We start from the raw sequence: 19,572 nt of genomic DNA, 5'->3' as shown, positions 1-19,572 counted from the left end.
GACCTGTGGAAATCCAGCCCTGTCGTCGCGAGAAGCGACCGAGAGCTACAACGCCCCGAGCTTCCGCAACGACTCCTGCGCCGTCGGCAGGCCCGGCTTCAATTCCAGCGCCTTCCTGAAATCGGCAATCGCGCCCTGTTTGTCGCCGAGCCGCAGCTTGGCCTGTCCGCGGTTGTTCCACGAGAACACGTCGGAGGGATCGTATTGCAGCGCCTTGTCATAATCGGAAAGGCTGCCCTTGCTGTCGCCCTGATAGAGCCGGATCATGCCACGATTGCGCCAGCCGCGCGCGTCGGTCGGCGCAACACGGATCGCCTCGCCATAATCGGCGGCGGCGCGATCGAGCTGCTCGCTGTCGCGATAGACGTTGCCGCGGTCGATATAGGCGAGCAGATCGGGCGCAAGCTTGATCCGCGTGGTGTAGTCGGCGATGGCGTGCGCCATGTCGCGCCTGCGGTAATACACCAGTGCGCGATTGGCATAGGCCATGGCGTATTTGGGATCGCGCTTGATCGCTGCGTCAAAGTCGGCGAAGGCACGGTCGAGATCGCCCTTGTTGAAACGCGACTCGCCACGATTGCTGTAGGCCAGCGCCAGCGACGGATCGAGCTTGATCGCCAGGTCGTAATTGGCGATGGCGCGATCATAGTCGCGCTTGAAACTGTAGACACGGCCCCGATTATTGTAGGCGCAGGCATAGCCGGGGTCGAGCCTGACCGCCTCGTCGAGATCGGACAGCGCCGCGTCGAGCTCGCGCTTCTCGGTGAGGCCATGACCGCGATTGCAATAAGCGCCGGCGAGCCGGGGTCCGCTCTCGCTCTTCGTTTCGATCACGGTCGAGCAAGCCTTGATCCGCTCGTCCGGCGTGCTGGCCAGTGCGACGCAAGCCTCCCAGGCCGGACCGCCTGCCGCCGAAGCCGGCGCCGGCGAGATCAGCGCGGCGAGCAGCGCGATGAGGCTGAGCGGGACACGCATTTTCCGGATATCTCCCCTGCGGCAACCACTCTTGGTCGCACCTTGGCAAGGGCCGGTTCAGGCGCCTAGATCAAAGGCAAGCAGCAGGTCGGAAGGATTTTCCATGGCGCCATCGGTACGGGACAACAAGGACAGAAGCCGCTTCGAACTCGATGTCGGCAGCGAAATCGCTTTCGCCAATTACCGGCTGACGCCGTCGGCGGTGATCATCACCCACACCGAGACGCCGCGCGCGCTGCGCGGCCGGGGCATCGGCTCCGAGCTGGTCAAGGGCGCGCTGGAATTGATCCGCCGCGACGGCAGGAAGGTGATCGCCGGTTGCGGCTTCGTCGTCGACTATCTCGACAGACATCCGGAAGATGCGGATCTCGTCGCCTGAATGCAAAAGGGCCCGCGCGACCGCGGGCCCTTGGATTGCGACCGGGCGATCGGTCAGTGCTTGATCTCCGGCGGCAGCTTGCCGCCATTCGCCGCGAGCTTGGACATTACCTGCTTGTGCAGCCAGACGTTCATGGTCGCGGAATCGTTGGTGTCGCCGCTGTAGCCGAGCTCCTTGGCCAGGTCCTTGCGCGCAGCGAGGCTGGAATCGATGTCGAGCGCCTTCATCAGATCGACAATCGAGGTGCGCCATTCCAGCTTTTCGCCCTTGTGCGCGGCGGCCGCCGCATCGACGATCGAGGCAACGTCCACCGTCGCCGCGGGCGCCGATCCGCTCGGCGCGGCCCCTGCGGGCGCGCTGCCCGACGGTGCGCTGCCTGCGGGCGCGGCGGAAGCTGGCTGGCTACCGAAGATCGCGCCCATAATTTTCCCGAAAATGCTCATGTCTGCTCCCCGAAAAGGACCCGCTGGAGGGCCTTGAGTGGCACTTATAGACCAAGTTGCGTCGTTGCACCCGCAAAGTTCCGCGGACCAGCAAGCAGCATCAGCTTATCTACGGCGAAATGACGACCGAATGACATCATCGAGGTTGCGCTGCGGCATCGAATCTCACCCAAGCGTGAGGGACAGGACTCGCAAATGGGCGTACGCTTGACGTTCAGTTCGCGATGCCATCCGGAATTCGCGTCTGGTTGGGGATCGCGAAACTCAGAATAGCGGCCGCTTGCGCCGTTTGCTGGCGCCAGATGCGGCCGCATGGCAAGGGAGCTAGCGACCATGGCCACACTCTACCAGGGCAATGTCCCCACCATGGCCCAGACCGCAGAAGCGGCTGGACCGGTGATCCGAACGATCCAACTCTCCGATCTGCACGATGCGCTCAAGCGCGGCTGGGACGATTTCAAGGCGGTGCCGAGCCACGCCATCATCCTCTGCGTGATCTATCCTGTGCTGGGCCTCGTGCTCGCCCGCGTGGTGATGGGCTATTCAGTGCTGCCGTTGTTGTTTCCGTTGGCCGCGGGCTTCGCGCTGATCGGCCCGTTCGCGGCGCTCGGTCTCTACGAGCTCTCCAGCCGGCGCGAGCGCTATGAGGAGGCCAGCGCCTGGGATGCCATGGAGGTGCTGCGTTCGCCCTCCTTCGGCGCCATGCTCGGTCTCGGCGCGCTGCTGCTGGCTCTGTTCGTGACCTGGGTTGCGACCGCGCAGGCGATCTACGTCGCCGCTTTCGGCTATGAGGGCGCGTCCGGGATCTCGGATTTTCTGACGCGCGTGCTCACGAGCCGGCAAGGCTGGTGGCTGATCGTGGTCGGCTGCGGCACCGGCTTCCTGTTCGCCCTTGCCGCGCTCTGCATCAGCGCCGTGTCGTTCCCGCTGATGCTCGACCGCCATGCCGGCGCGTTCGAGGCCATGGTGACGTCGCTGCGCGTCGTCGCGAAGAACCCGGTGCCGATGGCGGTCTGGGGCCTGATCGTGGCCGTCCTGCTGGCGCTGGGCACGATTCCGGCCTTCCTCGGCCTTGCCGTGGTCGTCCCCGTGCTCGGCCATGCTACCTGGCATCTCTACCGCAAGGTGATCGCGGCCGATCCGGGCGCGCGTCCGGTGCCGCCTCCGCCGCATCGTCCACGCAAGCCGGCCGCCGACTTCCCCGCCAACCTCTTCCCCTGGCGCAATCGGACCGACGTCTGACGATTTCGTGACGTGCGATCCTGCCCCGGAGCGGGCAGGATCGCGCACTGTCATACGCCTTGCTTTGGCCGCGGTTTCCATCGAGATTGCGCCCGCCGGTCAGATCACTTCACGGAATTTATTTGCTCGAATGACCCCGACGATTTCTCGTCTCGCCCTCGCAGCCCTAGCCATCACCGCGTCCATCCTATCCGCTCAGCCAGCGCTCGCCTCGGTTGCCTGCGGTTCGGGCAATTTCGACGCGTGGCTTGCAGACTTCAAAACGGACGCCGCGGCCAAAGGCGTCTCGCAACAGGCTATTTCCGCCGGGCTCGCCGGTGTGACGCTCGATCAGGGCGTGCTCAACCGCGACCGCTCCCAGAAGGTCTTCAGCCAGACCTTCGAGGAGTTTTCCGGCCGCATGGTGCCGCCGCGCCTGACGCGCGGCTCCAACATGATGAAGCAATACGGCTCGGTGCTGTCGCGGATCGAGCAGACCTACGGCGTGCCCGGCGAGGTGCTGGTCGCGATCTGGGGTCTCGAGACCGATTTCGGCGTCAATACTGGCAAGTTCGCGACCATCCGCTCGCTGGCGACGCTGGCCTATGACTGCCGGCGCTCCGAGCAGTTTCGCGCCGAGCTGTTGGATGCGCTCCGCATCGTCCAGCGCGGCGACCTCGCACCGGCCGACATGAAGGGCGCCTGGGCCGGCGAGCTCGGACAGACCCAATTCATGCCGTCGTCATGGATGAAATACGCCGTCGATTTCGACGGCAATGGCAAGCGCGATCTCCTGCACAACGCCCCCGACGTGCTCGCCTCCACCGCGAACTATCTTGCCGGATATGGCTGGCAGAAGGGCAAGGATTGGCAGCCGGGCAGCCCGAACTTCGCGGTGCTGCAGCAGTGGAACAAAAGCGAGGTCTACTCGAAGACCATCGCTCATTTCGCCACCCAGCTCGCGCGCGCCCCTTAGCAGCCCCTCGTCAAAAACGCGTAGGGCCGATCGCCCGCGACCGGCCCTCTCTGTGCGTTTTTACCCCTATTTGCCCATGGTGGCGTGCATCGCCTTGTTCAGATGCGCGCCGCACGCCCCCATTTTGCCGTTGAGCAGCGAGTCCTGCGCGGCTGCGATCTCCTTTTGCGCGACGAACTTGCCGTCACCATCGGCCATGTTCTCGATCGCGGTCTCGGTCTTCTCCAGATTGGCCGAACTGCAGCCGCCGGCGGCGTGCTTGGCGGCTTGGGCCGGCGCGACGGCGAACGCGACAGCGGCAATTGCGATAACCCCGAGTAACTTCGTCATGACGTTACCTTCCTTCTCTTGTTCTTGGGCCAGAGCCAGCGACATTGCCGGATTCTGCGACATCACCTTCCTCCGGGCGCGGCAACTTGACGCAATGAATTCCCCGCGAGAATTGCGTGATGTTGCGCGCCACGCAGAGCCACATGCAAAATTTCTGATTTTCATTACACGTTTGTAATCAGCGCCGCACGTCGGGCGTGTGTGCACCGCGCAGGCGGCGGTTGGAGCGGACCATGCGGAATGGATTCGTCTCTTGGCCGCCGTTCGTCACATCGAATCCGCCGGCGTCAGGTGAATCGCTGGCCACAGTGGAAGAGGTCCCGCAGGCCGGAAGATGAATATATATTCACTTTTTATGCGCCACCCACCATGCGATTCGCGCATGCGAGATTTGGGTATAGAAGCTAGTCAATCATCTTGCGATGACCGGAAAGCAGCCTATTTCACCGCTGAATGGAACCGGCCGAGCTAAGACAAACCCGTGAATTAACGGGCATTTTCAGCGCTCTTTTCCCTGTTTCGCCCACCCTTTGGGCGGGAGTGCTGCTGGGTTAATCGTCCGTTACCAATGCCATGCAGCTAGCGCTTAGCTGCATCGCAACATCGGAACTTTCGCACTGCACCACTCTCACCTATATTCATTCCAACGATGAGGCTCGGGCAAGAGCTGAATCGAACTACAGGAGACTACCAATGCTGCTCTCGCTCATCCGCATGATCCAGGCTTTCCGGGACTATCAGCGCAATGTTGCCGAGCTGTCCCAGCTCAGCGATCGCGAATTGGCCGATATCGGCCTCGATCGCTCGGACATCCCGCGCGTTGCCGCCGGTCAGTATCAGGGCTGATATCGTTCAGCCCTTAGCCGGACGAACCGATAGCGCCCGCCTCGTGCGGGCGTTGTCGTATCTGAAGGCAGAAAACTCGATCTCGGCGATTCCACTGATCGCCGAAAAGCGCTACCTGTCCGCCCCATGACAGGACCCCAATCCAATACCGTGCACGTGATCGGCGCAGGCCTTGCCGGCTCCGAAGCCGCCTGGCAGGTGGCCAAATCCGGCGTGCCCGTGGTGCTGCACGAGATGCGGCCGACCCGCACGACCGAGGCACACCGCACCGACGGGCTTGCCGAACTCGTCTGCTCCAATTCGTTCCGCTCGGACGATGCCGCCAACAACGCGGTCGGGCTGCTGCATGCCGAGATGCGCCGCCTCGACTCGCTGATCATGCGCGCAGCCGACGCCAACCAGGTGCCCGCCGGCGGCGCGCTGGCGGTGGACCGCGACGGCTTCTCCGCGGCCGTCACCAAAGCGCTGAACGACCATCCGCTGATCGAGATCGCCCGCGGCGAGGTCGCAGGCCTGCCGCCGGCCGAGTGGAGCAACGTCATCGTTGCGACCGGCCCCCTCACTTCGGCGCCGCTGGCCGACGCGATCCGCGAGTTGACCGACGAGAACGCCCTCGCCTTCTTCGACGCGATCGCGCCGATCGTGCATCGCGAATCCATCGACATGTCGGTGGCCTGGTTCCAGTCGCGCTACGACAAGGTCGGCCCCGGCGGCACCGGCGCCGACTACATCAACTGCCCGATGACGAAGGAGCAGTATGACGGCTTCGTCGCAGCGCTGGTCGCCGGCGAGAAGACCGAATTCAAGGAATGGGAGACCAACACGCCCTATTTCGACGGCTGCCTGCCGATCGAGGTCATGGCGGAACGCGGCCCCGAGACCTTGCGCCACGGGCCGATGAAGCCGGTCGGCCTCACCAATCCGCACGATCCCACCACCAAGGCCTACGCGATCGTGCAGCTGCGCCAGGACAACAAGCTCGGCACGCTCTACAACATCGTCGGCTTCCAGACGAAGCTGAAATATGGCGAACAGCAACGCATCTTCCGCGCCATTCCGGGGCTGGAGAAGGCCGAATTTGCCCGCCTCGGCGGCCTGCATCGCAACACCTTTCTCAATTCGCCAAAGCTGCTCGACGGCCAGTTGCGCCTGCGCGCACAACCACGACTGCGCTTTGCCGGCCAGATGACGGGCTGCGAGGGCTATGTGGAATCCGCCAGCGTCGGCCTGATTGCCGGCCTCTACGCGGCAGCGGACGTGCGCGGCGAGACGCTTGCGAGTCCGCCGGTCACGACGGCGCTCGGATCCCTGCTCGGCCACATCACCGGCGGCCATATCGAGACCATCGAGCCCGGCACGCGCTCGTTCCAGCCAATGAACATCAATTTCGGCCTGTTCCCGCCGCTCGCCAGCGCACCGACGAAGAAGCCCGACGGAAGCCGGCTGCGCGGCAACGAGAAGACGGTGGCCAAAAAGCAGGCGATGAGCGCGCTCGCGCTCGCCGATCTCGATCGCTGGATCGCCGATCACCTGCGCATTGCCGCTGCGGCGTGAGTTTTCGATGAACCTTCCCAAAGACGACGCCGCAACACTCTCGGCGCGCTGGACCGAGGGCGTGCTGCTCAAGCGCGACGTGTTCTCGACCGTCGAGCGCGGCCGATTCCGCGACGATGCCGGCGGGGTCGACGCGGTGCTGCGCCGCCTCGACGAGGTGCCGTGGTGGTCATTCCTTTTGGCGCGCCATCTGTTCGCTCGCGAGAAGCATGCGCTGGCACTCGCCAAGGGACTCGATGTCGGCCCCGAGCTGCTGTGGGCCGGACGCCGCGCGCTGGTACGCAGCTTCGTCGATGGCGTCGCGCTGCATCTGGCGAAACCGCATGGCGACCTCGCCTATTTTCGCTCGGCCAAGGCCGCGCTGCGACGGCTGCGCCGCGCCGGCATCTGCCACAACGATCTTGCCAAGGAACAGAACTGGCTGGTCGGCCGCGACGGTCGCGCCTATGTGACCGATTTCCAGCTCGCGGCGTGCTTCGACCGGCGCGGCCGGCTTTACCGCATCCTGGCCTATGAAGACCTCCGGCATCTGCTCAAGCACAAGCGTTCCTACGCGCCCGAGGCGCTGACGCCGCGCGAGCGAAAAATCCTGGCGAAGAAGTCGTTCGCCGCCAGCCTCTGGCTCGCCACCGGCAAGAAGGTCTATCGGGCAATCACCCGCGGCCTGTTCAACTTCACCGATCGTGAAGGCGGCGGCCGGCGGCTCGTCAACGACGCGCCGGTGCTGGCGGAATTGATCCGCAGGAACCCCGCCGTGCGCGACACCGCCATCGTCGCCTTTGCCGATCGCCGTTCCGGTGTCGGGCTCTATGCCTTCGTCGAAGCCGATCAGGCCGCGCTCGAAGGCCAATTGCGGAACGAGCTCAGCGCCGCCAAGGGGCCGAAGCCGCCGGAACACATCCAGGTCGTGCACGCACTGCCACGCAATCCGGACGGCAAGCCGCGCACGGAGATCCTGCAACTGGTCGCCATGAACCAGCTCGACCTGATCGAGCCGATGATGAAGAACGACCAGGACCGTGCTTTCCTCAAGGACATCCTGGAGCAGCGCAAAAACTTGCGCGATCGCTTCAATTTCGAGGCCGACCTGTCCGCGGGCTAAGGTGGATCACGCCTTGAAGCGTCCACATTGGCGATAGAGAAGCGATCCGATAATTCGGGCTTGGTGGGGGGACTTGGCGGGGTCATGGGCACTCGGGGGACGATGATGCATTGTGCGGTTGGCGGCCTGACCGCCGGCCTTCTGCTGCTCGCCACCACGTCCGCAATGGCCGAGGCTCCGGCCGAGCTGATCTCCAGCTTCCGCCTCAAGCATGGAGAGGTCCGCGTCGTCCGCGATTCGACCCTCGACCGCATCGCCATGGACCAGGCGCGCGCGATGGCGACGAAGGACGACCTCAGTCACGACGCCCTCGGCCCGTTCAACCGCCGCGTCGCACCGGCCGGCGCAGGCCGCGCTGCCGAGAACATCGCCTACGGCTACGACAATTTCGAGAAGACCCTCGGACAGTGGATCGACTCGTCGGGGCACCGCAAGAATCTGCTGCTGCACAACGCTTCCCGCGTCGGGATCGCGAGCGCGAAAAACGCCAGCGGCAAGCGCACCTATTGGGCGATGGTGATCGCCGGCGACTATGAGTCGAAGGGCAAAGGCAAAGGCAAGAAAGACGGGGAGCCTTTGGTTGCCGTGAAGCGCGAGGCCGCGCCGGCGAGCAAACCGAAATCCAGCGGCTGCCACATCAAGCTGCTTGGCCTCTGCATCTGAGGTGAGATCAGATGTTGCAGCCGGCCTCTTGTCCGCATTCCTCGCCGGTCTAATCTATCGGGACGATCGCGAGAGCAAAGGCGGCGCACTTGATCAACATCGAGCGAATACGTGCCGACACGCCAGCTACCTCCCGGCTGGCGTACCTGCACAATGCGGGAGCTGCTCTCATGCCCGTTCCCGTCGTCGAAGCCATGAAGCAGCATATCGATCTGGAGAGCGAAATCGGAGGCTATGCGGCCGCCGACCGCGAGGCGCGCCGGCTTGATTCAGTCTACGGCTCCGTGGCGCGCCTGCTGAATGCCGCGCCTGATGAGATCGCGCTCATGGAGAACGCGACGGTTGCCTGGCAAATGGCATTCTACGCGCTTCAGTTTCGCGACGGCGATCGGATCCTGACCGCGGAGGCGGAATACGCGGCCAACTATGTCGCCTTCCTTCAGGTCGCCAAGCGAACAGGCGTTGCGATCGAAATCGTGCCGAGTGATGCCAGCGGCGAACTCGAACTCGACGCGCTCGGACGCATGATCGACGAGCGCGTGAAGCTGATTGCGATCACCTGGGTTCCGACCAATGGCGGGTTGGTCAATCCGGCTGCAGCCGTCGGGAAGATCGCGCGGGCGCACGGCATTCCTTATCTGCTCGATGCCTGCCAAGCGGTCGGACAGATGGCGGTGGACGTCGAGGCTATCGGCTGTGACATGCTGTCCGCAACCGGGCGTAAATTCCTTCGCGGTCCGCGCGGCACCGGCTTTCTCTACGTGCGCCGCGCGACGCTGCAGCGGCTCGAACCGCCAATGATCGACCACTTCGCCGCACCCTGGGTCTCCCGGGACGCTTATCGGCTGCGTGACGATGCGCGCCGTTTCGAGACCTGGGAGAACAACTACGCAGCCCGGCTTGGGCTGGGTGCGGCGGTCGATTATGCCCTCGATATCGGGATCGGCCCCATCGAGCAGCGTTGCCGCATGCTGGCCGAACGCCTCCGGGGCGGCCTTGCGTCCATTCGCGGCATCAGGATTCGCGACCTCGGACGCGCTCCGGGGGCCATCGTCAGCTTCACGGTGGAAGGATACGATGCGGAAGCGGTCGTCAGCAACGCGGCCACCGCCGGCATCACGATCGGTGCCTCAGATCCGTCGAGCACGCGCATCGATGCCGAAATTCGCTCGCTGCCGCCGTTGGTGCGCGCCTCTCCGCATTACTACAACACGGAAGCCGAGATCGATCGGCTGATCGCCCATTTGGCTGGTTTGACGCCGCGATAGCGGCGGGCGCGCACAGCTCAGGTGCAGCGCGCACTCAATCCGGATGCGCCAAGCTTCGCCATGACCTCATCGAGATGGGCGCTGTCGCGGGTCTCGATCACCAATTGCAGCAGCGTTGCCTTGGCCGGAAGATCCGAGAAGGTGCGCTGGTGCGAGACCTCGATGATGTTGGCGCCGGCCTCGGCCAGCAGTGCCGCGACCGCAGCCAGTTGGCCGGGCCTGTCGGGGATGTCGAGCGACAGCTGGGTGAGCCGCCCCTCGCGCGCCAACTCGCGGGTCAGGACTGATGCAATCAGCCGTGTGTCGATATTGCCGCCGCTCAGCACCAGCCCGACCTTCTGGCCGGCGAAACGGGACGGGTCGGACATCAGCGCGGCGAGGCCGGCGGCGCCGGCGCCTTCCACTACTGTCTTCTCGATCGAGATCAGGGTCGCCACCGCGCGCTCGAGCTCGGCTTCGTTGACGAGCGCAATGTCGTCGACAAGGCGGCGGACGATTTCGGTCGTGAGCTTGCCGGGCGACTTCACCGCGATGCCTTCGGCGAGTGTGTCGCCACGCGCCGGCAGATTGCCGTCATGGATGGCATTGTACATCGAGGGGTAGAGCCAGGCCTCGACGCCGAGGATCCGCAGCGACGGCTTGATCGATTTCGCGGCAATGGCGATCCCGCTGATCAGGCCACCGCCGCCGATCGGAACGACCAGCGTATCGAGCTCCGGCACGGCCTTGAGTATTTCGAGCCCGACCGTGCCCTGCCCCGCGATGACAAGCGGATCGTCATAGGGATGGACGAAGATCATGCCATGGGCTTCGCCGTGGCTGCGCGCATACGCGGCCGCCTCCTCCAGCGTGGCGCCCGTCACCACCACCTCGGCACCGTGATGCCTGGTGTTTTCGACCTTCACCATGGGCGTGCCGACCGGCATGACGATGGTGGCGGGAATGCCGAGCCGCTTGGCGTGATAGGCGACGCCCTGCGCGTGGTTACCCGCCGACATCGCGACGACGCCGCGCGCGCGCTCCTCCGGCGTCAGCGCGGTGAGGCGGTTGAGCGCGCCGCGCTCCTTGAACGAGGACGTGAACTGGAGGTTCTCGAATTTCAGCCAGATGTCGCAGCCACAGATATTGCTCAGCGTGCGACTGTAGCTACAGGGCGTCTCGACGACGGCGCCGCGGATGGTCGCGGCGGCGGCACGGATGTCGCTCGGCGAGACCGGAAGGACGTTGAGATCGCTGGCGATGCTTTGGGACAACTCGGCCATGGGACAGCATAGGGCATTTGGCAGTTTGATGCGATAAGCCAACCGCTATTTGGTAAACTCCCGGGAACGCGAGGCCTGCCACAGCGTCCACAGCGTACGCAGCCGCGATGACGGTTGCGGCGTAAATGGATTGCGCCCGGGTTGCGACAGGCGCTTGAGGTCGGCCCGTACCTGGCTCAGCGGCAGAAACGCTGGCCGAGCCGACACCGGCACCTCGGGCAACAGCGACAAGGCCGTCGTCAAATGCTGCCTGGCCCCGCCGGCGAGCTGGTCCAGCACAGCGCGCAAATTCGGCGTCTCCTTGCCGGCAAACACGTCCTCCATATTGCAGTTGTGGCTGGTCAGCAGCTGCTGCGGCAGGAATAATTGCCGGTGCGCCGCATCACGCGGCAGGTTCGTGATGACTTGCGCGATGCCTTGGGCCAATCCGGCATGCCGCGCGAGGTGCTCGGCTGGGTCCAATGGTGACGCCATGATCCGCGCCGCGAGAGCGAACAACGCCGAGCAGGTCGCGGCGAGATAACCTTCGAGAGCCGTCATGGTCGGCATTGGGTCGTTGTAGAGATCGAATTGATGCTCGTCGACGAGCAGCGACAGCGGTTCGACCGGCAGGTCGAAATCACGGATTGCGCGGAGCAGCTCCGCCGCCACCGGATTGCCCTCGGCGCTGCCATGAACCTGGCCCGACAGCATGTCGGTCCACCATTGCAGGCGGATTTCACCGGGCAAGGGCTGGCTCACCTGGTCGCGGACGCGGACGATCTCGACATTGAAGGCATAGAGCGCCAGCAGCGCGCGGCGCTCGGCAGCGGGCGCGAACAGTGTCGCGGCATAGCGCGGAAAGTCGTGGCTGCGCACGAGGTCAGCGCAGAACGCGGCAGAATCCGGTGGTGGCGCGGAGCCACTCATGGCACGGCGATCAGCGCGGCCGCGACACGCCGCCGTTCGCCAATCATGATGTTGTAGGTACGCACGGCGGGACCAGTCTGCATCGTGTCCAGAACCACCCGCGCCGCTTTGAGCGCCTGGCGCAGTTCCGCCGGCGGCAGCCAGACCCCGGTTCCGGTGCCGATCAGGAGCGTGTCGATGCTGTTGGCGGACTTGAAGACTCGATCCAGCGAATAGCGATCGATCTTCGCGGGGTCGGTTATGTCCCAGGCCCAGATCGCGTCGGGCAGGCAAAGCAGAGATCCCCGATGCGACATGCCGGCAAAGGCAAAGCCGCCCTTGCCATAGGCTTCGATCGGCGCCGAGCGGGGGAAATGCGGTGCGTTGGGATCGCCGGCCATGAGCTTCGTCCGAATGAGCTTACTGCCCTCGCAAACTCCTGCGAGGGCATGCGGTTCGGATCATGCCTTGCTTTTCTTCGCCGGCGTAGCCTTATCGACCGCATCTTCGCGATGCTCGCCGACGCCGAGATAGATCAGGATCGGGGCTGCAATGAAGATCGAGGTATAGGTGCCGACCAGCACCACGCCGAACATCATGACCGCCGTGAAGCTGTGGATGGCATGACCGCCGAACAGCAGCAGCGCCAGCAGCGCCAGCGTCACGGTGAAATGGGTGATGATCGAGCGCGACAGCGTCGAGTTGATCGATTCGTTGAGAAGCTGCGGCATCGGCATCTTCTTGTAGCGCCGCAGCATTTCACGGATGCGGTCGTAGATGACGACGGTGTCGTTGAGCGAATAGCCCAAAATGGTCAGAAGCGCCGCGATGCTGGTCAGGTCGAAATCGACCTGGCTGATCGACATGAAACCGATCGTCAGCACGATGTCGTGCACGTTGGCGATCATGGCGCCGAGCGCGAACTGCCACTCGAAGCGGAACCAGAGATAGACCAGGATCGAGACGATCGCCAGCATCAGGCCGAGCATGCCGTAGCTCAGCAGTTCGCCGGAGACACGCGGCCCCACCACCTCGACGCGACGATAGTCCACGGAGTCGCCGAGGGCAGCGCGGACCTTGTCGACGGCTGCCTGCTGCGCCTTGTCGCCGCCCGGCTGCTCGGCAACGCGAAGCAGCACGTCGGCGGGGCCGCCGAATTGCTGCAGCTGGACTTCGCCGAGGCCCAGACTACCCAGGGTGGACCGCATCTGCGCAATGTCCGCCGTGCCCGACTTGGCACGCACCTCCATCAGGGTGCCGCCCTTGAAGTCGATGCCGAAATTCAGGCCGTGCGTGAAGAACAGCACGATGGCGAGGATCGAGAGCGTCGCCGAGATCGGAAACGAGATGCGGCGGAACTGGGTGAAGTCGAAATGCGTGTCGTCCGGCACGATGCGCAGCGACGGCAGCAGCCCGAGCACGCTGACCACGGTCAGCACGGCAATGACGACGCCGAGGGAGATGAGAACGATTTGAGTAGTGGTCACAGCCGGCCTCGAATGGTCAAATCGGCACGGTCTTCGGCCGCTTCCACTGCACCCACCATGCGACGATCAGGCGGGTCATTGTGAAGGCGGTGAAGACGGTGGTGATGATGCCGATGCCGAGCGTCACTGCGAAGCCGCGCACCGGACCGGTGCCGATCATGAACAGCACTGCAGCGGCGATGAAGGTGGTGATGTTGGAGTCGAGAATGGTGGCAAGCGCCCGCTTGAAGCCTGCGTCGATCGCCGATATCGGGCTTCTCCCGCCGCGCAATTCCTCGCGGATGCGCTCATAGATCAGCACGTTGGAGTCGACCGCGATACCGACCGTTAGCACGATGCCGGCGATGCCCGGCAGGGTCAGCGTGGCGCTGAGCAGCGACAGCAGGCCGAAGATCATGGCGACGTTGATACAGACGGCGATGTTGGCGAAGACGCCGAACAGCCGATACGTCAACAGCATGAACACGACGACCATGATCGAACCGACATAGGCGGCAAGTTCGCCCTTCTCGATCGAGTCCTGGCCGAGGCCCGGGCCAACGGTGCGCTCCTCCACGACAGTCAGTGGCGCCGGCAGCGCGCCGGCGCGCAGCAGGATCGCGAGATCGTTGGCCGACTGCACGGTGAAACTGCCGGAGATCTGGCCCTGGCCGCCGGTGATCGGCTCGCGAATGACCGGCGCGGAGATCACCTTGTTGTCGAGAATGATCGCGAAGCGCAGCCCGACATTCTCCTGCGTGGCCTGCGCAAACTTGCGCGCGCCCGAGCTATTGAACTTGAAGCTGACGACCGGCTCATTGCTACGCTGGTCGAAGGTCGCCTGGGCGTCCGTTAGGTCGCCGCCCGCAACCAACACCTGCTTCTTGACCACCTCGCCGGGCGGCGGCGGCGAGGCGTTCGGCAGATACTCGGTGTCCGGCGGCAACGTGCCCTGCTGCGCCTGGTCCGGCGGCACCGAGGGATCGACCATGCGGAATTCCAGCTTCGCAGTCTTGCCCAGCAGCTCCTTCAGGCGGGTCGGATCCTGAAGGCCGGGGACCTGCACCAGGATGCGGTCGTTCCCCTGACGCTGGATGATTGGCTCGACGGTGCCGAGCTCGTTGACGCGCTTCTCGACGATCTGGATCGACTGCTCGATGGTCTTGCGCAAACGGTCGAGCATCGCGCCCTGCGGGATGCTCAAGCGGATCAATCCGCCCCCGGCGTCAGTCACTTCGAGGTCGCGCTGACCGCTGGATCCCATCAGGCCGCCGAGCGGCTGGGCCAAATCGCGCAGCTTGGCCAGCGCCGGCTGCTGATCGGATTCCTTAGTGATGCGAACCTCGACCGCGTCGTTGCGCACGGTGACGCCGCCGGTAAAGCCGATCTTGGCCTCGCGCAGCACGCGACGGACGTCGTCGCGGATCTGATCGAGCTTTTCCTTCTTCACATAGTTGGAATCGACCTCGAGCAGCAAAGAGGAGCCGCCCTGGAGATCGAGGCCGAGCACGAGCTTCCGCTGCGCCCAGGCGGGCCAGGTCTTGACCTGCGCTTCGGAGAAGAAGTTCGGGACCGCGCAGAGGCACACGATCAGCGCCGTCAGGATAATCCCGAGCGCCTTCCACCGCGTGAAATACAACATCGACTGGACCTGTCAGATCAGGGGATTTCAGAGACTCGCGGAAGCGCTCACTTCGCCGCCGCGTCGTCCTTGGCGCTATCCTTGGCGCTTTCCTTGGATTCCTTGGCCGGCTCGCCCTTGGCGCGCACGCCGGAGACCATCGAGCGCATCTGCCGCACGCGCACGCCATCGGCGATCTCGAACTCGATCTGGTCGTCGTCGACGACCTTGGTGACCTTGCCGACGAGACCGCCCGAGGTCACGACGGTGTCGCCGCGGCGAATGTTCTTCACGAGGTCGGCGTGGTCACGGACCTTCTTCTGCTGCGGACGCAGAATCAGGAAGTACATGATCACGAAGATCAGGGCGAACGGCAGCAGCGACATCAACATGCCGCTGGTGTCGCCGGCGCCCGCAGCCTGGGCATACGCAGGGGTAATCAGCATTCGGACGATCCTCGTGAGAACGGGGGAAAACCGGTCAGGCCCAAATGGCGACCGGTTCGGTCAAATTCGCGCGGACTATAGCGGCCATTGCCCCAATTGCAACGCTGCCAGACCGCCCTTTTAGCCACCTTGCGGCGCGCGCTCAGGCCCGATAAGGCTGCATTCTCAGGAACTTCGGACATGCCCCAAAAACCAAGCAAAAGCCCGGCCGGCAAAGGCCCCCGTACCCCTGCCACGAAGCCAGCCCGCGTCGCGGCAAAACGTCCCAAGGCAGCCCTCAGGGCAGCTCCCAAGACCATTTCCAAGGCGACTTCCAAGGCGAACCAAAACGTCTCCCAGGAGCGCATCGTTCGCGCGCTCGAGACGATTGCGGCGCACCTCTCCGCTCAAGGCAAGCCCGCCGCCGAACGCGAATCGTTCAAGCAGGCGGATGCTTTCGTCTGGCACCCGGACGGCCGCCTTGCGGCGGTGCCGCGCGTCAGCCGCGTCGAACTGTTCCTGCTCAAAGGCGTCGACCGGATGCGCGACATCCTGATGGAGAACACCGAGCGCTTCGCCAACGGATTGCCCGCCAACAACGCGCTGCTCTGGGGCGCGCGCGGCATGGGCAAGTCGTCGCTGGTGAAAGCCGCGCATGCCAGCATCAACGCGGAGCGCAAACCAGCCGACAGACTGAAGCTGATCGAGATTCATCGCGAGGACATCGAGAGCCTGCCCGCTCTCATGGAGCAGCTTCGCGCCTCGTCCTTCCGTTTCATCGTGTTCTGCGACGACCTCTCCTTCGACGGGAATGATGCGTCATACAAATCGCTCAAGGCGGTGCTCGAAGGTGGCATCGAGGGTCGGCCGGAGAACGTCATCCTCTACGCCACCTCCAACCGCCGCCATCTGCTGGCGCGCGAGATGATCGAGAACGAGCGCTCGACCGCGATCAATCCCGGCGAAGCCGTCGAGGAGAAGGTCTCGCTGTCGGATCGCTTTGGTCTCTGGCTCGGCTTCCACCGCTGCAGCCAGGACGAATATCTCGCCATGGTGCGGGGCTATTGCAGCCATTTCGGCGTCAAGGTCGACGACGACGCGCTGGAGCGCGAGGCCCTTGAATGGTCGACGACGCGCGGCTCGCGCTCGGGCCGCGTCGCCTGGCAGTTCGTGCAGGAGCTTGCGGGACGGCTCGGCGTAAAGTTGGCGGCGACGTAGCGAGCTGCCGCCACTCCCTCACCTGTCATTCCCCGCGCAGGCGGGGAATTCAGCATTCCAGAGACGGTTTTGATCGATCGAGACGCTGCGGCGTACTGGATCGCCCGGTCGAGCCGGGTGACGACACAGCATTTGTGGCGATGGCGTGCCCTACTCCGAGCTCACGCGCCGTTCAGGAATTGAAGCGGGTCAACCGGGCTCGATCCCTTACGGATCTCGAAGTGGAGCTGCGGCGACGCCACCTCCCCGGATTGACCCGACTTGGCAATGACCTGGCCGCGCTTGATGGTATCGCCGCGCTTCACCATCAGCTCACTCGCATGGGCATATGCGGTGACGTAGCCGTTGGAGTGCCGAACCAGGACGAGATTGCCATAACCTTTCAGCTCATTGCCGGAATAGGCAACGACACCGTCTTCAGCCGCCTTGACCGGCGTACCCTCGGGCACCGCGAGATTGATGCCGTCGTTGGACTTGCCGTTGGTCTTGGCGCCGTAGCTCGTGACCACCTTGCCGCGCACCGGCCAGCGGAAAGTCGGCAGCGCACTGGTGGTCTCCGCAGCTTTCGCCGGAGCTTCCGCGGTTTTCTCTTCGACATTTGCCGTGGCCTGGGCGAGGCGCGCGCTCTGCACCGGCGCGGCGACGGCCGCCATCTTGGTGGCGGGCGCAGGTGCGGCCGCAACGGGCTGCAGCGTCCCCGCGACGGGAACGGCTCCGACCGGGGCCGCGGCGAGCGGTGCCGCGACAGCGGCGGTCTTGGCGCCGGGCACGGCCAGCTTGGCGCCGAGCTTGAGTTTTGCAGAGGGATCGAGGCCGTTGGCGCGGGCCAATTCGGCCGCCGAGATATGGTTCTTGCGGGCAATGCTGGCGAGCGTGTCGCCGTGGTTCACGAAGTGCGTGCTCGACGGCGCGGCAACAGCCACAACCGGCCTCGTAGCAGGCGCCAGCGCGGGGGCAGCGGCAACGGGAGCCATGAGCGGCGCGGGCGCAGCGGCCGTAGCCTGGTGCGGAATGATCAATTGCTGACCGGGCGAGAGCGCGCGCGGCCCCTTGTAGCCGTTGGCGGCGAGAATCGCCTGCGGCGTGACGCGGTAGCGTTTGGCAAGCAGGTCGAGCGTATCGCTGGTGCCGACGATGATCTTGGTTCCACCGACCGGCTGGGCGGCTGCAACCGAGCGCGGCGGCACGGTGGCCGTGGTCTCCAGATGCGGCTGCGCCGGGGGTGCGTAGGAGCCAACACCGCGGCCGCCTCCGGACACGCCGCCTGCTGCAACGGGGTAGGATTGCGGCGCGGACACCGCCGGCGGCAAAGGCTGCGACTGATAATAGCCGGACTGCGTCTGCGGCCGCGAATATTGCGGCAGCTCACGCTGCGGCGGCGGTGCCTGCTGCACCGAACCGGTCGATTCCTGCGCAAAGGGATTGGAGAAGTTCGACTGGGACATGCGCGACGACATGTCGGCGCTGCACCCTGCGAAGCTGAAGGAGATCAGCGCCAGCACCGCGACCTGCGGCACACGGCGCGAGTAAAGCAACTCGGCGGCAACGGACATGGTTACTCACTCGTACGCAACAGAACTGGTGTTTTAAGTAAACACGCGCCGAGTAAATAACGGCTTAACCCTCCCAATAAGATGTTGGCAGCACAGCCAATCCGGAATTCTACAGCTCCCGCGCCACACCGGGCAGCGCCGGCACGAACCGGACCTCGACGAGTTCCTTGCGCGCGATCCCGGCTTCGGTCCGGCTCAGGCGGATCAGCGTTTGCACCCCCTGATGCGGGCCGACGGGCGCGATCAGGATGCCGCCCACCTCCAGCCGCTCGACCAGGTTGTCCGGGAGCTGCTCCATCGCGGCCGTGACGATGATGCGGTCGAACGGGCCGATATTGGCGGGCAGATTGAGTCCGTCGCCCAGCATCACCTCGACGTTGTGATAGTTGAGCTTTTCAAGCCTGAGACGTGCGGCATCCGCAAGCTTGCGGTAACGCTCGACCGTCAGCACCTGACCGGCGAGCCGCGACAACACCGCCGCTTGGTAGCCCGAGCCGGCGCCGATCTCGAGCACGCGGTGCTTCTTCTGAAGCTGGAGCTGCTCGGTCATGTAGGCGACGACGAAGGGCTGGCTGATGGTCTGCCCGCAGGCGATCGGCAGCGCGCTGTCGCGATAGGCGCCGTCGCGATCGGCGTCGTCGACGAATTGGTCGCGCGGCACCTCCTCCATGGTCCGCAGGACCGCCTGGTCGCTGATGCCCCGACGCCTCAGCGTGAGCTGAAACATCATCTTTTCCGGCGGGTGCTGATGGGAGGTCATAGCCTGCTTGTGCTGTCTTTTGGGGTCCGGGACGCCAACCCTGGGGCGGGGGATTCCTGTTCCGGCTCAGGGAACCCATGATAGGCTTCGGATGGCGTAGTTGACCATAAATTGGCTTGCAACGGGCGAGCCTCGACGGCCATTTTGATGCATCCGTTCGTCGAAACGCGCATTGCGTCGATTCATGTTATCTGCGAACGTTTTTGGCAATGGGCAAGGACTCGACCATGACCTCGACGGGGCTTACCGGCCGCTCTGTATTCCTCGTCGAAGACGAGGTGATGATCAGGATGATGGTCGCGGACATGCTCGAAGAGCTTGGCTACAAGATCGCAGCCGAGGCTGGCGACATCACCGAAGCCATGCGGCTCGCCCAGGCAACCGAGTTCGACATCGCCATTCTCGACGTCAACGTCAACGGCAAGGTCATCTCGCCGGTCGCCGATGTCATCAAGGCGAAGGGCTGCCCGTTCATCTTCGCCACCGGATACGGCTCCTCCGGCCTGCCCGAGCAGTACCGCGATCGGCCGGCGCTTCAGAAGCCATTTCAGCTCGACGCCCTCGGCAAGACCATCGAAGCCGCGCTTCGCGGCGGCTAGACTAGGCCCCGTTCCAGGTCGGA

The 19,572-nt window shown here is 64.5% G+C and carries 21 protein-coding genes; 10 read left to right on the top strand and 11 right to left on the bottom strand.

From position 1 onward, the window contains the following. Window positions 1–45: 45 nt before the first annotated feature. Window positions 46–975, bottom strand: coding sequence for a tetratricopeptide repeat protein (locus AC0L20_RS22440; protein WP_473292167.1), 930 nt, complete (start codon window positions 973–975; stop codon window positions 46–48). Between the two features lie 103 nt (window positions 976–1,078). Between AC0L20_RS22440 and AC0L20_RS22435 the strand changes: the two genes are divergently transcribed. Continuing rightward, complete coding sequence (locus AC0L20_RS22435) at window positions 1,079–1,354, top strand: GNAT family N-acetyltransferase (RefSeq protein ID WP_018458006.1); 276 nt, start codon at window positions 1,079–1,081, stop codon at window positions 1,352–1,354. 53 nt (window positions 1,355–1,407) lie between these two features. Here the strand turns inward: AC0L20_RS22435 and AC0L20_RS22430 are convergent, their stop codons facing one another. Further along, on the bottom strand, window positions 1,408–1,797 hold the full coding sequence (locus tag AC0L20_RS22430) for a DUF3597 domain-containing protein (RefSeq protein WP_027518105.1): 390 nt from the start codon (window positions 1,795–1,797) through the stop codon (window positions 1,408–1,410). A gap of 333 nt (window positions 1,798–2,130) precedes the next feature. On the opposite strand from AC0L20_RS22430, the gene AC0L20_RS22425 reads away from it, so the two are divergent. Together AC0L20_RS22425 and AC0L20_RS22420 are read left to right on the top strand one after the other, a co-directional pair. Continuing rightward, window positions 2,131–3,039 carry a DUF2189 domain-containing protein gene (locus tag AC0L20_RS22425; protein ID WP_473292160.1) on the top strand — a complete coding sequence of 303 codons (909 nt, stop codon included), beginning with the start codon at window positions 2,131–2,133 and terminating at the stop codon, window positions 3,037–3,039. 130 nt (window positions 3,040–3,169) lie between these two features. Further along, a complete protein-coding gene (locus AC0L20_RS22420) occupies window positions 3,170–3,994 on the top strand; it encodes a lytic murein transglycosylase (protein ID WP_473292157.1) in 825 nt (274 codons plus the stop codon). Between the two features lie 66 nt (window positions 3,995–4,060). On the opposite strand, the gene AC0L20_RS22415 is transcribed toward AC0L20_RS22420, so the two are convergent. Further along, window positions 4,061–4,387: a hypothetical protein gene (locus AC0L20_RS22415; protein WP_354059208.1), complete on the bottom strand. Its 327-nt coding sequence runs from the start codon at window positions 4,385–4,387 to the stop codon at window positions 4,061–4,063. Window positions 4,388–5,017: 630 nt separating this feature from the next. On the opposite strand from AC0L20_RS22415, the gene AC0L20_RS22410 reads away from it, so the two are divergent. From AC0L20_RS22410 to AC0L20_RS22390, 5 genes are all read left to right on the top strand, one after another. Beyond that, window positions 5,018–5,170, top strand: a complete 153-nt coding sequence (locus AC0L20_RS22410) for a DUF1127 domain-containing protein (protein ID WP_007590701.1) — start codon at window positions 5,018–5,020, stop codon at window positions 5,168–5,170. 126 nt (window positions 5,171–5,296) lie between these two features. Beyond that, complete coding sequence (trmFO, locus tag AC0L20_RS22405; RefSeq protein WP_473292153.1) at window positions 5,297–6,724, top strand: methylenetetrahydrofolate--tRNA-(uracil(54)-C(5))-methyltransferase (FADH(2)-oxidizing) TrmFO; 1,428 nt, start codon at window positions 5,297–5,299, stop codon at window positions 6,722–6,724. A 7-nt stretch (window positions 6,725–6,731) separates the two neighbouring features. After that, window positions 6,732–7,826, top strand: coding sequence for a serine/threonine protein kinase (locus tag AC0L20_RS22400; RefSeq protein ID WP_473292151.1), 1,095 nt, complete (start codon window positions 6,732–6,734; stop codon window positions 7,824–7,826). A gap of 84 nt (window positions 7,827–7,910) precedes the next feature. After that, window positions 7,911–8,489 (top strand): CAP domain-containing protein, encoded by a 579-nt coding sequence (locus tag AC0L20_RS22395; protein WP_473292149.1) that lies wholly within the window; start codon window positions 7,911–7,913, stop codon window positions 8,487–8,489. Window positions 8,490–8,578: 89 nt separating this feature from the next. Continuing rightward, entirely contained in the window at window positions 8,579–9,757 is a 1,179-nt protein-coding gene (locus AC0L20_RS22390; RefSeq protein ID WP_473292147.1) for an aminotransferase class V-fold PLP-dependent enzyme, read from the top strand. Window positions 9,758–9,774: 17 nt separating this feature from the next. Here AC0L20_RS22390 and AC0L20_RS22385 read toward each other — a convergent pair whose 3' ends face one another. The 6 genes from AC0L20_RS22385 to yajC are packed head-to-tail and all read right to left on the bottom strand — an operon-like array spanning window position 9,775 to window position 15,440. Next, complete coding sequence (locus AC0L20_RS22385) at window positions 9,775–11,019, bottom strand: threonine ammonia-lyase (RefSeq protein ID WP_473292145.1); 1,245 nt, start codon at window positions 11,017–11,019, stop codon at window positions 9,775–9,777. 45 nt (window positions 11,020–11,064) lie between these two features. Then, window positions 11,065–11,928 carry a phytoene/squalene synthase family protein gene (locus AC0L20_RS22380; protein WP_473292143.1) on the bottom strand — a complete coding sequence of 288 codons (864 nt, stop codon included), beginning with the start codon at window positions 11,926–11,928 and terminating at the stop codon, window positions 11,065–11,067. Further along, the gene (locus tag AC0L20_RS22375) at window positions 11,925–12,308 is read right to left on the bottom strand and encodes an Mth938-like domain-containing protein (protein ID WP_007590678.1); all 384 of its coding nucleotides are present in this window, start codon (window positions 12,306–12,308) and stop codon (window positions 11,925–11,927) included. Before AC0L20_RS22375 ends, AC0L20_RS22380 begins: the two co-directional genes overlap by 4 nt. Window positions 12,309–12,368: 60 nt before the next feature. Further along, on the bottom strand, window positions 12,369–13,394 hold the full coding sequence (gene secF, locus AC0L20_RS22370; protein ID WP_027518116.1) for a protein translocase subunit SecF: 1,026 nt from the start codon (window positions 13,392–13,394) through the stop codon (window positions 12,369–12,371). A gap of 16 nt (window positions 13,395–13,410) precedes the next feature. Then, window positions 13,411–15,015, bottom strand: a complete 1,605-nt coding sequence (gene secD, locus AC0L20_RS22365; RefSeq protein WP_456764205.1) for a protein translocase subunit SecD — start codon at window positions 15,013–15,015, stop codon at window positions 13,411–13,413. A gap of 47 nt (window positions 15,016–15,062) precedes the next feature. After that, entirely contained in the window at window positions 15,063–15,440 is a 378-nt protein-coding gene (gene yajC, locus AC0L20_RS22360) for a preprotein translocase subunit YajC (RefSeq protein WP_027518118.1), read from the bottom strand. 180 nt (window positions 15,441–15,620) lie between these two features. Here yajC and AC0L20_RS22355 point away from each other — a divergent pair, with 180 nt between their 5' ends. Continuing rightward, a complete protein-coding gene (locus AC0L20_RS22355) occupies window positions 15,621–16,637 on the top strand; it encodes an ATP-binding protein (protein ID WP_473292139.1) in 1,017 nt (338 codons plus the stop codon). Window positions 16,638–16,798: 161 nt separating this feature from the next. Here AC0L20_RS22355 and AC0L20_RS22350 read toward each other — a convergent pair whose 3' ends face one another. Both AC0L20_RS22350 and AC0L20_RS22345 read right to left on the bottom strand, forming a co-directional pair. Continuing rightward, entirely contained in the window at window positions 16,799–18,190 is a 1,392-nt protein-coding gene (locus AC0L20_RS22350; RefSeq protein WP_473292137.1) for a peptidoglycan DD-metalloendopeptidase family protein, read from the bottom strand. A 109-nt stretch (window positions 18,191–18,299) separates the two neighbouring features. Continuing rightward, the gene (locus AC0L20_RS22345) at window positions 18,300–18,950 is read right to left on the bottom strand and encodes a protein-L-isoaspartate(D-aspartate) O-methyltransferase (RefSeq protein ID WP_473292135.1); all 651 of its coding nucleotides are present in this window, start codon (window positions 18,948–18,950) and stop codon (window positions 18,300–18,302) included. Between the two features lie 227 nt (window positions 18,951–19,177). Between AC0L20_RS22345 and AC0L20_RS22340 the strand changes: the two genes are divergently transcribed. Further along, a complete protein-coding gene (locus AC0L20_RS22340) occupies window positions 19,178–19,549 on the top strand; it encodes a response regulator (RefSeq protein ID WP_027567081.1) in 372 nt (123 codons plus the stop codon). Window positions 19,550–19,572 lie beyond the last annotated feature (23 nt).

This window comes from Bradyrhizobium sp. Kon58 (assembly GCF_055807455.1).
The sequence above is the reverse complement of the archived record's forward strand: the minus strand, read 5'-3'. Positions and strand labels throughout refer to the sequence as shown.

Excerpts from the sequence above, each read along its gene's own strand:
- AC0L20_RS22440 (WP_473292167.1), bottom strand. The coding sequence starts at position 975 with ATGCGTGTCCCGCTCAGCCTCATCGCGCTGCTCGCCGCGCTGATCTCG.
- AC0L20_RS22435 (WP_018458006.1), top strand. The coding sequence starts at position 1,079 with ATGGCGCCATCGGTACGGGACAACAAGGACAGAAGCCGCTTCGAACTC.
- AC0L20_RS22430 (WP_027518105.1), bottom strand. The coding sequence starts at position 1,797 with ATGAGCATTTTCGGGAAAATTATGGGCGCGATCTTCGGTAGCCAGCCA.
- AC0L20_RS22425 (WP_473292160.1), top strand. The coding sequence starts at position 2,131 with ATGGCCACACTCTACCAGGGCAATGTCCCCACCATGGCCCAGACCGCA.
- AC0L20_RS22420 (WP_473292157.1), top strand. The coding sequence starts at position 3,170 with ATGACCCCGACGATTTCTCGTCTCGCCCTCGCAGCCCTAGCCATCACC.
- AC0L20_RS22415 (WP_354059208.1), bottom strand. The coding sequence starts at position 4,387 with ATGTCGCAGAATCCGGCAATGTCGCTGGCTCTGGCCCAAGAACAAGAG.
- AC0L20_RS22410 (WP_007590701.1), top strand. The coding sequence starts at position 5,018 with ATGCTGCTCTCGCTCATCCGCATGATCCAGGCTTTCCGGGACTATCAG.
- trmFO (WP_473292153.1), top strand. The coding sequence starts at position 5,297 with ATGACAGGACCCCAATCCAATACCGTGCACGTGATCGGCGCAGGCCTT.
- AC0L20_RS22400 (WP_473292151.1), top strand. The coding sequence starts at position 6,732 with ATGAACCTTCCCAAAGACGACGCCGCAACACTCTCGGCGCGCTGGACC.
- AC0L20_RS22395 (WP_473292149.1), top strand. The coding sequence starts at position 7,911 with ATGGGCACTCGGGGGACGATGATGCATTGTGCGGTTGGCGGCCTGACC.
- AC0L20_RS22385 (WP_473292145.1), bottom strand. The coding sequence starts at position 11,019 with ATGGCCGAGTTGTCCCAAAGCATCGCCAGCGATCTCAACGTCCTTCCG.
- AC0L20_RS22380 (WP_473292143.1), bottom strand. The coding sequence starts at position 11,928 with ATGAGTGGCTCCGCGCCACCACCGGATTCTGCCGCGTTCTGCGCTGAC.
- AC0L20_RS22375 (WP_007590678.1), bottom strand. The coding sequence starts at position 12,308 with ATGGCCGGCGATCCCAACGCACCGCATTTCCCCCGCTCGGCGCCGATC.
- secD (WP_456764205.1), bottom strand. The coding sequence starts at position 15,015 with ATGTTGTATTTCACGCGGTGGAAGGCGCTCGGGATTATCCTGACGGCG.
- yajC (WP_027518118.1), bottom strand. The coding sequence starts at position 15,440 with ATGCTGATTACCCCTGCGTATGCCCAGGCTGCGGGCGCCGGCGACACC.
- AC0L20_RS22355 (WP_473292139.1), top strand. The coding sequence starts at position 15,621 with ATGCCCCAAAAACCAAGCAAAAGCCCGGCCGGCAAAGGCCCCCGTACC.
- AC0L20_RS22350 (WP_473292137.1), bottom strand. The coding sequence starts at position 18,190 with ATGTCCGTTGCCGCCGAGTTGCTTTACTCGCGCCGTGTGCCGCAGGTC.
- AC0L20_RS22345 (WP_473292135.1), bottom strand. The coding sequence starts at position 18,950 with ATGACCTCCCATCAGCACCCGCCGGAAAAGATGATGTTTCAGCTCACG.
- AC0L20_RS22340 (WP_027567081.1), top strand. The coding sequence starts at position 19,178 with ATGACCTCGACGGGGCTTACCGGCCGCTCTGTATTCCTCGTCGAAGAC.